Origin of the sequence: Micromonospora acroterricola, from assembly GCF_003172955.1 — a bacterium.
Lineage (GTDB): Bacteria > Actinomycetota > Actinomycetes > Mycobacteriales > Micromonosporaceae > Micromonospora > Micromonospora acroterricola.
This window is the reverse complement of the sequence record NZ_QGKR01000149.1, coordinates 87,578-100,572: the sequence shown is the minus strand read 5'-3', so window position 1 is coordinate 100,572 and position 12,995 is coordinate 87,578. Positions and strand designations below refer to the sequence as shown.

Below are 12,995 nucleotides of genomic sequence, written 5' to 3'. Positions count from 1 at the left end.
TCGATGGGCTGTATCCCTGGCCCACCGCTGATGTCTGACGGGGCTACCCGCCGGTGCCGGCCGCCGGGCGGGAGAGGTTCCCTCTGCACCCGCGCAGGATGGCAGAGACCGTCGAAAGGTCGCGGCCGGCACTGAGGACGGCGCCGTCCGGGCGGACGACTGCCGCGTGGGCGCGCCCGTTTCTCAGCCATCGGTGCAGTGCGCTTCCGGGTCGCGCAGTGATGAACACTGCTCCGCACCGTTCGATGTCTGCCCTTGGGGCGGGGGGCGGCTCGGTGGACGTCACGACCGCGAAACGCCCCGCGGATACGTCGTCGAGGCGGCGCTCGCCGTCGAGGATGGCGTTCGGGCACAGTCGACCGGCGAGGGCGCGGCGCAGACGTGGCCGCAGCACCAGAGGAGATCGGCGCAGCGCGGGTGTCTCACTGTCCGTGGCCAGGGCCGTGAGGCCAGGCACAAGATGCAGGCGTGGCGCCACCACGCGGCGGATGATGTCGCCCACTCTGCCGCCGGCCGTCATCGCGGTGCCGATCACCGTCGCCAGCCTGATCATGGCGCGGGTGTGGTGCTTGCGTTCGATCTGGTAGGTGCCGAGCACGGTCTCGGGCAGGGACCCGTCGAGCACGCCGGCGAGTTTCCAGGCGACGTTCATCGCGTCGCGCAGCCCGGCACCCAATCCCTGACCGATGAACGGCGGGGTGAGGTGGGCGGCGTCGCCGAGCAGGAACACCCGGCGGTCGCGCCACCGGTCGGCGACCTGCGCGCGAAAGGTGTATTCGGCCGCACGGACCACCTTCAGCTCCCCGGCGGGGACGGTCCCCGTCCATGGCGAGATCAACGGATGCAGCTGGGTCATGTCGCGGAAGTCGTCGGCGGTCTCACCGGGCGCCAGCCGGAACTCCCAGCGGTAGCGGGTCTTCCCGATCCGCATGTACGTGCCGGCGCGCACCGGGTCGGAGAGCTGGTGCACACCCTCCCACTGGCCGAGTTCGGCCGTGGTGACCACATCGACCACGAGCCAGCGTTGCGTGAACCCCAGGTCCTGCATGCTGGCGCCGATCGCGGCCCTCGTCAGGCTGTTGGCGCCGTCGCAACCCAGCACGTACGCCGCGCGGACGACCTGGTGCTCGCCGGTGGCCGTGTCGGTGACGTCGAGCCGTACGCCGTCGGCGTCCTGCGTCAGCGTGGTTACCTCGGTGCTGCCGCGCAGGGTGGCGTTGCGGTACTTCGTGAGATTCCGACGGAGGATCTCCTCCAGCTCCGGCTGGTCGAACATGCTCCCCTGGGGGTAGCCGTGCCGGCCCGGCGCCACGTCGCGCTGAAACTCGGCCAGCACCCGCATCCTGCGGTCGACGAGTCGAAGGCCCCGGTGTGGCCTGGCGATGGCGGCGAACTCGTCCCGGAGCCCGAGGCGCGCCAGGATGCGGTGGACCTCGTCGTCGAGGGCGACGGCGCGGGGCAGGGGATAGGCCGACTCCCACCGGTCGAGGATCAGGCACTCCACGCCGTGCTGGGCGAGCAGCGTCGCGGCGGTGAGCCCGGTGGGGCCCGCGCCGACGATCACTACCGGAACGACGCTCATTGTGTGGCCACGACCCGAAGAACGAGGTAGGTGGCGACCAGTATCCCGCAGATGACTGGCGAGCGCTGGGGCCGCCGGTCGACGTCCTACCGCGGCGCCCCGCCGCGTGGCTCCCTCTGCCAGGATGGCGGCCATGTTCGACGGGGAGTTGGTGATCCACGGATACGAGCCGCCGGACGGCGGGCGGCTTGTCGACGGCAATGTGCTGCTTGAGCGGCCTGGTTTCTGGCCGGTGTACCTCGCCTACATGGGCGGAGCGGTGTACGACACGTCGGCGGCGTTCGAGGTGCCCGAGTCCGCACGTCTCGACATGGAGCGAACGCTGCTGGACGGCGCGCAGTGGCCGGTGTTGTCGGTGCGGCTGACACCGGCGCGTGGGAAGTGGTGGCGGTGGCTACGCATCGTCAATCGCAACATGGCCGACGATGGCGGGCTCGACGTGCTGGTCACTTCGGATCTCGGCGGGTCGGCTGTCCGGATCGCCGGGTTGGGCGAGTTCTACGGGCCAGGGCTGTGCTGGGAAGAACTGCGGGCGCTGGCGGACATGCCCGATCCCGCGCTGAGCCGCGAGCAGCGCCTGTTGCTGGCGTTGCCGTTCATGGGCGACGGAGTGGTGCCAGCCGATGCCCGCACGGTGGTTGCGGCGGCATTGCGGACGGTGGGTGCGACGGGCGACGTCGACACGCTCGTCAGTGATCTCGTGGATCCGGCGGAGGGTTGGGGCGATGGGATGTGGGTGATCCGGCACGGCGTACGGATGTGTCTGGCCCGGCACGCGTTGCGGCACATGCAGGACACGTCGCTGAACGAGCTGCGGGAGGTCGACCTGGCGTTCGGTGCCCGGGTCGCTCGAAGTCCATCGGGTAGCCGGGAGTATCGACCGCGCGCAGCGGGCCGAACGGTGCCGCGATGGCGGTTCGAGGTGGTCGAGGCCCGGGTGGACGGTGTGGGTCTGCGGCTACTGGGCCGCCTCGATGGTGAGATCCGTGACGGGGAACCGGCGCGGCTGGTGGACGCTGCCGCCGAGGTGCCGATCGCTGCGGTTCGGGTGGGGGAGGACCCGGCGACCCGGAGCCTTTTTCTGACGATCGACGCGGACGTGCCCCCGCCGGCGCCAGGGGCGCAGCTGGTTCCCGCGGATGGATAACGCGCCGGGTCCATAGGGCCGCCGCGACCCTGAGGTCGCCGGGGCGCACGACGATACGGGAACGACTCGTGACGTTCTTCCCCGACGGCGTACGCCTCGCCTCCCGGACGTCACCCCACGCGTGTCGGTGGTGGGGCCATGAGCACGCGGATCACGAGTGCTGCCCTCCTTCTTCGTCCACGACCTGAATGATCGTCTTGCCGGCCGTCCGGGGGCGACGGGCGAACGCGGAGGCCGTTTCGGCAAGCGGTCGCACGGCGCCGACGATGGGGTTGAGCCGTCCGGTCCGGAGGCGCTGGGCGAGGTCGGTCAGCCGCGCGCGATCAGGTTCGACGACGAAAAAGATGGCTCGCCCGTCCTTGGGCCGCACGGTAGGTGGCATCGCGATGGTGACGAGGGTGCCGCCCGGGCGTACCAGTTCGGCCGATCGCTCGAGGACGTCGCCGCCGATGACGTCGAACACCACGTCCACCTCGCCGGCCTGCTGCAGATCGTCGGCGTCCAGGTCGAGGAAGGTCTGCGCGCCGAGGCTGAGCGCGACGTCACGGTCGTCGGCTCGGCCGGTGCCGATAACGCGGGCGCCCACCTCACACGCGAGTTGAACGGCGATCGAGCCGACACCGCCCGCGGCGCCGTGAACGAGGACGGTCTGGCCGGTCGTGAGGTGAGCGTGGTCGAACAGTCCCTGCCATGCGGTCAGTCCGGAAATGGGCAGCGCGGCGGCCACGGCGTGCTCGATGTCGACCGCGAGGGGGGCGAGGTTGCGAGCCTCCACCGCGGTGTATTCGGCCAGGGATCCGTTGCGGGCCCAGTCGGTCAGGCCGAACACCCGCTGGCCCACGGTGAGGCCGGTGGTCCCGTACCCCAGCTCGACGACAACTCCGGACAGCTCGTGCCCGGGGATGCTGGGTGCCCGGTCGCGACCGGCGCGATCGGACCACGTTGCCGGCCAGTCGAGCTCTCCGGGGGTGAAGCCTGCGGCGTGCACGCGCACGATGACGTCGTTTTCCGCGGCGTGGGGGTACGGCATGTCGGTCAGGGTGAGTCCGCTGACACCCGCGTCACGGTCTCGCACGGTGATCGCTCGCATGCTCAGATCCTTTCCAGGAACGTCCGTCGGCGTGGCTCGGGAACTGTCCGATCAGCTCGGCCAGGGCGAGCCGACGATGCGCTGGACGGTCGTCACGCGCTGGAAGCCGGGGATGAAGTGTTCGAGTATGTCGGAGTTCACGGTGCCGTTCGTGGTGTCGGGGCGGTTCCTGAGTCCCTCGACGGAGGCTCGAAGGAACTCGTTTTTGAAGTCGCCTCGGGGGTGGGCGGCGAGGATTTCGTCGAGCTGGTCGTGTTCCAGTCCGTCGAGGCCCAGGCCGAGTACGTCGGTCAGGACGCCGAGGTAGGTGGTCGCGATTTCGGGGGCCATTCGGTCGGGGATGCCGGGTGTGGTGTGCAGCGCGATCGCCGTCCAGACGGTCTGGGCGGCGGCCGTCGGGAAACCCCGGTCGAGGAGGAACGTGCGGGCGTGGTCGGCGCCGTCGACTTCGAAGCGCTGCTCGACGTCGGAAAAGGGGGTCAGGAGGCCGCTGTCGTGGAACATGGCCGCGATGTAGAGCAGCTCCGGGTCGGGTTTCACGCCGAGCTTCTGGGCGTGGATGAGGCTGAAGAAGAAGACCCTTCGGGAGTGGTGGTAGATGGGAGGGCTGGTTGTCTCCTGGATGCGCCTGGTCGCTTCGGCGACCGCCGCCGTCTCAGGAATCTCCAACCCCGCAATGACCTCTGGCACGATCTCCGACCTTCCGGGAAGTGTGTGCGGACCGTTTATCTGACCTCCATGTTGCCCACCAATCGTCGTACCCCGCCGCCTTCGTCCGGCCAGGAACCACTGATATCGGGACAGGCCGAAATCACGGTCACGTGCTCCACCACCTCCCGCAGCCGTTTACTGGCAGCCACAACGGGGCTGTGGATCACTTGGCATCCTGTCGTACTAGTCTTCCCCGCATGGCCTTGCGACCGGACGAGTTCTATGACCGCGTAGTCGCCGTCTCGGACAGCGAGCGAAGACTCCCGTTGGCTCGCATGACGGGATGGGAGATCAGTCCCTTCGAGCCGGACGGACTGCGCGTAGCGCCGTTGCGCCCGCCGGTGCTCCCGGAGCCCGCGCGGCACGGCGAGGATCCGTCGGACTGCAACGCCTGCCGCGACCGGGACGAAGGGATCTGGTTCAACGATCACTGGCGGCTGACCCGGATTCAGGGAGTGGGCGTCCCGCTGGTGCTCATGCTGCACCCGCGCGACCACTACGACATGGCGGACCTACCTGACGAACTCGCCGCCGAGCTTGGGCTGTTGAGCACTCGCATCGTTCGCCACGTGCAGGCGCTGCCGCACATCTCGCGGGCGCACGTCTACCGCATCGGAGATGGCGGCGCCCACCTGCACGTCTGGTTCTTCGCTCGGCCCGAGGGGCAGGCCCAACTGTTCGGATCGTGGCTGGTCGTCTGGGACGACCTGCTGCCGGAGTACCCAGCGGACGTCGCAGAAGCTGACGCGGACATCGTGGCGGACGCGTTGGTCGCGTCCCACGGAGGCCGCCGGTCGCCCACCAGGGAACCGGCCGCCTGACCGGCTGCGCCGTTGGTAGTCGCCATGCACTCCGGTCAGGCCCTTGTGCATGGCGACCTCCCCGACGGACCCGGCTCAGCGTTGCGTGGCCGGAGCTACTGAAGGCCCTCTCCGCGCCTGGTCGGTCACGGCAGGATCTCGACGTATCCGTCGGCGCCGTGCACGCGGATCCGCTGCCCGTCCCGGATCAGCCTGGTCGCGTGCTCCACACCGACGACGGCGGGCAAGCCGTACTCCCGGGCGATCACCGCCCCGTGGGTCATGAGGCCGCCCACCTCCGTCACCAGCCCCTCAATCGCGACGAACAGGGGTGACCAGCTCGGGTCGGTGAAGGCGGTGACCAGGATGTCGCCTGGTTCGAGATCGGCCTCGGCCATGTCCAGGATGACGCGAGCCCGCCCCTCGACGGTCCCAACGGAAACCGGGAGGCCGACCAGCGCGCCGGTCGGCACGTCGTCACGTCGGTACGCCCCGGCGATGCCCTCACCTTCCGACGTGAGCACCCTGGGCGGGCTGAGCATCTGGTACGACCTGAACGCCTCCCTCCGCCGGTGGATGAGCTGATCATCCGCATGGTTCGTGCGCGCGACGTCGTGCAGCTCCTGGAACGTGAGGTAGAAGATGTCGTCCGTCTCACGAAGCACGGCGGCCTGCACGAGGCGCTCGGCCTCCTTCAGCAGGGCCTGCTTGTAGACGAAGTAGCGGCCGACGATGGCGTACTTCGGGTACTCCCGGTAGCCGATGAAGGTCCGGACCCGGTCGATCATCCGCTTGGTCTCGTCGGCTTTCTGCTGCCCGTCCGGCAGGGCCCGCAGGCGTTCCAGCAGGTCTTCTTGCTTCTTCTGCGCCTGCTGTCGCCCCTGCTCGAAGCGCCGCTCGGCGGCGCCCGGCTCGAAGAGCTTGATGTTGTCGAGGATCAGGGGCACGAGTGTGCTGGGGCGTTCGCTCCAGCGCGGCCTCGTGATGTCGATCTCGCCGACGCAGCGCAGGCCGTATCGGTCGAGGTAGGCCTCGATGGCGTCGCGCGCGTCGGTCCCACCCGCGAGCTTCGGCAGCTCGTCAAGGAAGCCGTCGTCCTCGACGCCCTGCAGGAATGCCACCACCTCGGGGTGCGGGCGGATCACGTCGGCGACGTCGAGCAGCGCCAGTCCCATCTCCGACGTGACGTTGCCGGGGGCGGACAGCGTGAGGGTGTCGGCCGCGTTCTTCTCGCCCAGCCATTCCTGCAGCTGGTCGTTGAGCCACCAGGTGGCCTCCATCCCCGCCATGATCGCCTGCATGCTCAAGGGATCACCGAGGAGTCGCTTGTGCTCCTGGAAGGCCTCCAGCAGGAAGTCGAACAGCGCAGGCCCGGTCAACGTCGCGATGTCGCGCCGCAGGGCGGCGATGGAGGCCTGGCTCCGCTCGACCAGCTCGGTGACGATGGCCGGATCGGTCTCGATCGGGGCGGACGCGCCGCTGGCCGGCGGCCCGGCGGGACCAGCCTCCGGGAGCGACGGGACGAAGTCGCCGCGGTCGAGGACGCTCTCCAGCGCGTCCCTGATCAACGGATCGCCCCTTCCCACCACCTCCAGGAGGCCGGCGCGGCTCGCGGGCGAGGCCAGGCGCCGGGTGACGTCGACGAACAGCCTCCCGCCGGCCTCGTGCATCGGCGCCATGGCCGTCAGCTGCCACATGGAGACGCCCAGTGGCTTCATGGCGTCGGTCATCATCTGCTGGTGACCGACGGAGACGTAGACGTGGTTGTCTCCGTCGCCGGTCTCGGGGATGGGGAACAGCGTGGTGATTGGCCGGCTCTGGACGATCTGGAAGTCATCGTCGACGAGGCACCATTCGATGTCCTGCGGGTGGCCGAAGTGGGCTTCGATCCGCCGTCCCAGCTGCACCAGCCGTATGACCTGTGGATCCGTCAGCGCCGGCTGCTCCTGCCGCCGCGGGTCGATCGTCTGTTCCCGCGTCCCGCCGGCCGGCAGGGCGTGGATGGCACGCTGTTTGGCGGCGATCGCTCTATCGATGATCTGATCGCCCCGCACCCGGTAGGCGTCCGGATTCACCAGTCCGGAGACCAGAGCCTCGCCGAGGCCGAAACTGGCGTCCACGGTGGCGACCGTCCGGTTGCCCGTGACGGGATCGGCGGTGAACAGGATGCCGGCCGCGTCCGGGAAGACCATCTGCTGCACGACCACGGCCATGTGGACCGTACGGTGGTCGATGCCGTTGCGCTGACGGTAGGTCACGGCCCGCTCGGTGAAGAGCGAGGCCCAGCACCGGCTGACGTGCTGGAGGATCGCCGTCGGCCCCACGACGTTCAGGTACGTGTCCTGCTGGCCGGCGAAGGACGCCGTCGGCAGGTCCTCCGCCGTCGCGCTGGATCGGACGGCGTAGGCAGCTCGTTCACCGAGCGGGATGAGAGCCCGGGTGATCGCCGCCGCCACGTCGTCGGGGAGGACGGTCCCTTCGATGGTCCGGCGGATCTCCGCACTGAGCGTGCGGACCGCCTCCCGGTCGTCCGGGTTCAGGCGCGACAGCTGATCGAGCCGATCCTCGATCGACGGCGCCTCGGCCATGATCCGCCGGAAGGCGTCCGTCGTCACGCAGAAGCCAGCCGGCACGCGAATGCCGTCGATTCGCGACAACGCCCCCAGGTGCGCGCCCTTGCCGCCGACGATCGCGACCTGCACATCGTCGACCTCTTGGAGACTCAACACGTACTGCTCGATCATCGCGACACCTCCGAGACGGCCGTCCTCCGCTGCACTGCACCAGCCCGGTGGATCACCGGCGTCTCCAGCTCGGTCGAACCTCCTGGGGGCGTCCCCATCCGTCCGTGCCTTTCCCTCCGACTGGCGGCCGGCCGCTCCGCCCGGATGGGCGGCGTGAACGCCCGCATCTCCGCGCCGGTGGGCCACAATCGCACCCCCGACGTCACCAGCGGCTCGACGTCGGCGGGCCTCTGACAGGTCGACAACAACATCTGCACGTAGTGTCCCAATTCTTCGTCCGTTCCTGGCTCCGGCCGACGATTCTGCGGCAACTCCCGGGTCTTGCGGCAAGCCCCCCGGTGCGATATACGTTAAAGTGGGAAGGTTTCCCGTTGCTGTTTTCCCGCTGCGGATTGAGGTTCTTCTCTTCGATCAGGCACGGTCAGCCAGCGTCGTGGCTGGCACGTCGCTCGCGTGTGGGAAAGTGGTTCATGCCTCTGAGCGCTCATCACCTCAGGACTTCGATCGCGGTGTCCGACATACGAACGGCGGTCGAGTTCTACGAGGGCAAACTGGGCCTACAGGTGCTGCGGTCCGGCCCCAGCGCCACCATCGCCGACGGCAGCCGCGTCTATGGTTCTGGTGGCGGACCGGCGCTGAACGTGTACCAGTCGGTCACCGCCGGGAAGACCCCGGCGACACTGGCGACGTGGTACGTCGATGACATCGACCAGATCGTTGACGAGCTCGTCTCGGCTGGCGTCGAGATGGTCCGCTACGACCAGATCGAACACGACGCGAAGGGGATCACTGCGCGGGCCGGCGGTGGACGTATCGCATGGTTCCACGACCCGGACGGCAATACCTTCGCCCTCGAAGCCGACGTCTGAATTACTTTCGAGAACGGGTCGGCTGGTGGTTTCGACCATTGAGAATGGGCCGGCCAGGCCGGTGGATCGAGGGCCGGGGGGGCCTGGGTAGTTTTCCTGTCATGAGTGACGACACTTTCCGCTCGGTGGAGATCGAGCGCACCAGCGTGGGGAACTATCGCGCACGGAATGTCCGCGGCGGATCGCTGTCGATGGGCACGGGCGAGGACACCAGCTTCACTCCGGTGGAGCTGCTTCTGGCTGCCATCGGCGGCTGCACGGCGGTAGACGTTGACCACATCACCAGCCGCCGCGCCGAGCCGACCCAGTTCTCCGTCAACGTCACTGGCGACAAGATCCGGGACGAGGCCGAAGGGAACCGGATGCAGAACCTCAGGGTCGAGTTCACCGTGACGTTCCCGGTGGGCGCGGACGGCGACAGGGCGCGCGAGGCGCTGCCCCGGTCGCTGCGGCAGTCGCACGAACGACTCTGCACCGTCTCCCGTACCGTCGAACTCGGCACTGCCGTCTCAATTGTCGAAGCCGCAGAGGCCACCGAGGCCTGAGACCCCGGGGCGTCCTGAGACCTGTCACGGCTCGTGATCAGGATCGAGTGGGGTTGGCGGGGCGGGCTCGGTGCGGCCGAGCCCGCCCCGGGGTCGCGCGGAGGGCGTACGGTGCCAAGACTCGTTCAGCAGGGGATCGTCACAGCAGGTGACTCCCACCGGCGGTCGGGCGCTGTCAGCCCAGGTACTTCTCCCACGGGCCGGTGATGGCCAGGGTGAGGCCGGGATCCTGCATGTTGACGAAGAGCACCGTGCCGTCGGCGGTGAAGGTCGGCCCGCAGAACTCCGAGTCGTTGAGCTGGTTGCGGGCGATCGCGTACGTTGGGCCGCCCGGGATCGCGCTGAGTACGTGGGAAGCGCCCGCGCCGTCCTCGGCGAGCACCAGGCTTCCCCACGGGGTGACGGTCACGTTGTCGGGGCCGTCGAAGGTGAGGTCGTTGTACTTGACCGGCGTCCCCTCCTCGGAGGCGGTCTGGTGCGGGAAGTACGTCACCAGCTGGATGGTCTGGGTCTTGTAGTTGTAGAACCAGACCATGCCATCGTGCGGAGCCGCGTCCGCCGGCAGGTCACCGTCGTCCCAGGCGTAGGAGTTGACCACGTACACACCCTCGTCCGTGCCCCACACGCCCTCGAACTTGCGTCCGCGGGTGACCTGGCCATCGGCGAACTGCTCGCGCACGGGCTTGTTGCGCGCGTCGCGGTCAGGCACCTCGATCCACCGTACGGGGAAGGGGCGGCCCAGCTGTGCGGAGGTCAGGTAGGCGACGTCCGGCAGCACCGAGCCGTCGTCCATGATGATCTGCATCGCGGCGAGGACGCCGGCGTTCGGCGCGAGGCCGGTGAGCACGCCGGGACCCAGCTTGACGCCGCGTGGCGCCGTCCAGCGGTAGAAGAGGCCGTTGGGCCCGTCGGCGTCCTCGGAGAGGTAGATCCTGGTGCGGTCCTTGTCGACCGCCAGGGCCTCGTGCGAGTAGCGGCCCAGGCACTTGATCGGCCTCGGGTCGGCGCTGCCGTCAGCCCAGGCCTCGAAGACGTAGCCGTGATCCTTCTGGAAGACGCCGGTCCGGCCGTCCTCTTCCCACGCGTCGCCGGCCCGGTCCTCGGTCTCCTCGCAGGTGAGCCAGGTCCCCCAGGGGGTCGGCCCGCCGGCGCAGTTGGCGACGGTGCCGGAGAGGGCGACGAACTCACCCAGGTTCCGGCCCGCACGGTCAGTCTTGATCACGGTGCAACCGCCGGCGTCGACGGCGCCCGAGTCGTAGACCGTTCCCTTGATGTGCGGTACGCCGAACTCGGCGCCCGGGTCGATCTCGTGGTTCTGGATCAGGTGGTACCGGCCGTGGCCGGCGTCGTAGACGGCCATGCCGTCGTGGTCGGCCGGGGTCACGCCCTGGCCGCGGTCGAGCCGGGTGACGCCGGTCCGGGTGACCACGGTGTAGCGGAAGCCCTCGGGCAGGGCCAGGATGCCGTCGGGGTCATCCACGAGCGGCGGGAAGGGCACGTTGCCGGCCTTGACCGGCGGGTGAGGCCGGCCGGGGCTGGCCTGAGCCAGGGACGGCAAGCCGCCGGCGACGGCGAGGCCTACGCCGGCGGCGGCGCCGCCCGCGAGGAAGGTGCGACGAGAGGAAGGCACGTGGAATCAGCTCCTGGTCAGGACAAGTGCGACGACTGACAGCCAACTCCCGCGGACGGACACCGACACGTCACCCATGGGGTCGCGGGGTGACATCGGAGTGAAGAATCAGGGCCATTCACGCATCGCCTGGTCGGCGGCGTGCCACCTGCGGAACCGCGGAGCTCAGCCCACCTGCCCGCCGATCGATCAACACCCACCGGGCGTCGGTCAGGTGAACAGGTCCTCAGGACGCTTCGCGGACGCGCAGGTCGGCCAGCCACACCTCGGCCAGGTCGCTGAGTGCGACGCCGAGGACCTCGCTGAGGCAGACCACGGTGCCGAACGCGGGTGCCGGGAGCCGGCCCACCTCGATCTTGCGCAGCGTCTCCGGCGAGATGCCGGCCGCCAGGGCCACCTCGACGATGCTGCGACCGCCTCGCGCGACCCGAAGCGCCGCCCCGAGACGTTGCCCCGCGGCGATCTGTTCAGGTGTGAGCGGTGGGCGAACCATGTCAGCAGGATAGTCCGCCTTCTCGGACCGGCAGCGCAACCCGGCCGGCGCGCCGATCAGCGTGGTATAAATATACCGCACCGGAGAGGGAAGGTTGATCGTGATCGAACTGAAGTCCGCCGAGGAGATTGACCGGATGGCCGTGGCCGGCCAGTTCGTCGGCGAGCTGCTGACGGAGCTGCGTGAGGTCGCCGCCGTCGGGGTCAACCTGATGGACCTCGAGCACCACGCGCGTCGCCGGATCAAGGAGCGTGGCGCCGAGTCCTGCTACTGGGACTACACGCCGTCGTTCGGCCGCGGCCCGTTCCGCAACGTCCTGTGCCTCTCGGTCAACGACGCGGTGCTGCACGGCCTGCCGCACCACTACGCCCTGCGCGACGGTGACCTGCTGAGCATCGACATGGCGGTCGGGATCGACGGCTGGGTCGCCGACTCGGCGCTGTCCGTCATCATCGGCACCCCCACCCCGGATGACCTGAAGCTGATCGAGGCCACCGAGGTCGCGCTGGAGGCCGGGATCGACGCGGCGCGGCCGGGCAATCAGCTCGGCGACATCTCCGCCGCCATCGGCGGGGTCGCCCGCCGCTACGGCTACCGGGTCAACGGCGAATTCGGCGGGCACGGCATCGGCCGCACCATGCATGAGGCCCCCCACGTGCCCAACGACGGCCGCGCCGGCCGGGGCATGAAGCTCAAGCCCGGCCTGACGGTCGCGATCGAGCCGTGGTTCTGCCGCAGCACCGACAAGATCAAATTTGATGACGACGGATGGACGATCCGGTCCGCGGACGGCTCGCGCACGGCCCACTCCGAGCACACCGTCGCGATCACCGACGCCGGCCCCCGGGTGCTGACCTCCCGCCCCGGGCACGGCACCAGGCCGGGCAACCGCAGCGGACAGGCGGCCGCGAGGTCCTGAACGGGCGCCGCCTCGCGACGTGCGCATGGTCGGACGGAGCAACCGTTTGGTCCCGATCATGGGAGGTTGAACCGCCCCGAGTCCGGGGGAGTCCCCAGACGGTGATGTCACGCCGTCTACACCAGACCGGCTCGCTCTCGCCGTGACGGTCGCTGCCGCGAATCGTGTCGTGTGCCTGCCCTGTGGCGGCCGGTGGAGGAGCCGGCCGTCGGTAAGACCGCTGCTGCTCCGGGCCGCCCTGGCCGCCGCCGGCTGCCGAGACGTCTGCCGGGCTGAGGTGTTGACCGACCGGGCCGCGGGCAGCCGAGGTGCGTCCGCACAGAAAATCTTTGTGCGAAGCGCTAGATATCCTCGCCGCCGTCGGCTAACGTTCCTGGGGTCGAGAACGAAGTTAGCAAGAACGCTGACGTCACCGCCCCGCACGAGGGCGACGGGGTGGAGCCAGGAAGCTGCTGGCCCTGCTCG

11 protein-coding genes are annotated in these 12,995 nt (G+C 69.3%); 5 read left to right on the top strand and 6 right to left on the bottom strand.

The features are described 5' to 3' along the window. Positions 1 to 43: 43 nt before the first annotated feature. Entirely contained in the window at positions 44 to 1,582 is a 1,539-nt protein-coding gene (mhpA, locus tag DKT68_RS08070; protein WP_109816783.1) for a bifunctional 3-(3-hydroxy-phenyl)propionate/3-hydroxycinnamic acid hydroxylase MhpA, read from the bottom strand. A 133-nt stretch (positions 1,583 to 1,715) separates the two neighbouring features. Between mhpA and DKT68_RS08065 the strand changes: the two genes are divergently transcribed. Then, the gene (locus DKT68_RS08065) at positions 1,716 to 2,729 is read left to right on the top strand and encodes a hypothetical protein (RefSeq protein WP_109816782.1); all 1,014 of its coding nucleotides are present in this window, start codon (positions 1,716 to 1,718) and stop codon (positions 2,727 to 2,729) included. Between the two features lie 151 nt (positions 2,730 to 2,880). Here DKT68_RS08065 and DKT68_RS08060 read toward each other — a convergent pair whose 3' ends face one another. Then, entirely contained in the window at positions 2,881 to 3,819 is a 939-nt protein-coding gene (locus tag DKT68_RS08060; RefSeq protein ID WP_109816781.1) for an NADP-dependent oxidoreductase, read from the bottom strand. Positions 3,820 to 3,870: 51 nt separating this feature from the next. Beyond that, entirely contained in the window at positions 3,871 to 4,509 is a 639-nt protein-coding gene (locus DKT68_RS08055) for an HD domain-containing protein (RefSeq protein ID WP_109816780.1), read from the bottom strand. Positions 4,510 to 4,727: 218 nt separating this feature from the next. Between DKT68_RS08055 and DKT68_RS08050 the strand changes: the two genes are divergently transcribed. Further along, entirely contained in the window at positions 4,728 to 5,351 is a 624-nt protein-coding gene (locus tag DKT68_RS08050) for a hypothetical protein (protein ID WP_109816779.1), read from the top strand. A 125-nt stretch (positions 5,352 to 5,476) separates the two neighbouring features. Here DKT68_RS08050 and rph read toward each other — a convergent pair whose 3' ends face one another. Then, entirely contained in the window at positions 5,477 to 8,074 is a 2,598-nt protein-coding gene (rph, locus tag DKT68_RS08045; protein ID WP_109816778.1) for a rifamycin-inactivating phosphotransferase, read from the bottom strand. Positions 8,075 to 8,544: 470 nt separating this feature from the next. Here rph and DKT68_RS08035 point away from each other — a divergent pair, with 470 nt between their 5' ends. Then, a complete protein-coding gene (locus DKT68_RS08035) occupies positions 8,545 to 8,943 on the top strand; it encodes a VOC family protein (protein WP_109816817.1) in 399 nt (132 codons plus the stop codon). Positions 8,944 to 9,044: 101 nt separating this feature from the next. Then, on the top strand, positions 9,045 to 9,488 hold the full coding sequence (locus tag DKT68_RS08030) for an OsmC family protein (RefSeq protein ID WP_109816776.1): 444 nt from the start codon (positions 9,045 to 9,047) through the stop codon (positions 9,486 to 9,488). A gap of 175 nt (positions 9,489 to 9,663) precedes the next feature. Here DKT68_RS08030 and DKT68_RS08025 read toward each other — a convergent pair whose 3' ends face one another. Both DKT68_RS08025 and DKT68_RS08020 read right to left on the bottom strand, forming a co-directional pair. Next, the gene (locus tag DKT68_RS08025) at positions 9,664 to 11,118 is read right to left on the bottom strand and encodes an alkaline phosphatase PhoX (protein ID WP_109816775.1); all 1,455 of its coding nucleotides are present in this window, start codon (positions 11,116 to 11,118) and stop codon (positions 9,664 to 9,666) included. Between the two features lie 226 nt (positions 11,119 to 11,344). After that, a complete protein-coding gene (locus tag DKT68_RS08020; RefSeq protein WP_109816774.1) occupies positions 11,345 to 11,611 on the bottom strand; it encodes a helix-turn-helix domain-containing protein in 267 nt (88 codons plus the stop codon). Positions 11,612 to 11,711: 100 nt separating this feature from the next. On the opposite strand from DKT68_RS08020, the gene map reads away from it, so the two are divergent. Then, complete coding sequence (gene map / locus DKT68_RS08015) at positions 11,712 to 12,530, top strand: type I methionyl aminopeptidase (protein WP_109816773.1); 819 nt, start codon at positions 11,712 to 11,714, stop codon at positions 12,528 to 12,530. Positions 12,531 to 12,995: the final 465 nt, after the last annotated feature.

Excerpts from the sequence above, each read along its gene's own strand:
- mhpA (WP_109816783.1), bottom strand. The coding sequence starts at position 1,582 with ATGAGCGTCGTTCCGGTAGTGATCGTCGGCGCGGGCCCCACCGGGCTC.
- DKT68_RS08065 (WP_109816782.1), top strand. The coding sequence starts at position 1,716 with ATGTTCGACGGGGAGTTGGTGATCCACGGATACGAGCCGCCGGACGGC.
- DKT68_RS08060 (WP_109816781.1), bottom strand. The coding sequence starts at position 3,819 with ATGCGAGCGATCACCGTGCGAGACCGTGACGCGGGTGTCAGCGGACTC.
- DKT68_RS08050 (WP_109816779.1), top strand. The coding sequence starts at position 4,728 with ATGGCCTTGCGACCGGACGAGTTCTATGACCGCGTAGTCGCCGTCTCG.
- rph (WP_109816778.1), bottom strand. The coding sequence starts at position 8,074 with ATGATCGAGCAGTACGTGTTGAGTCTCCAAGAGGTCGACGATGTGCAG.
- DKT68_RS08035 (WP_109816817.1), top strand. The coding sequence starts at position 8,545 with ATGCCTCTGAGCGCTCATCACCTCAGGACTTCGATCGCGGTGTCCGAC.
- DKT68_RS08030 (WP_109816776.1), top strand. The coding sequence starts at position 9,045 with ATGAGTGACGACACTTTCCGCTCGGTGGAGATCGAGCGCACCAGCGTG.
- DKT68_RS08020 (WP_109816774.1), bottom strand. The coding sequence starts at position 11,611 with ATGGTTCGCCCACCGCTCACACCTGAACAGATCGCCGCGGGGCAACGT.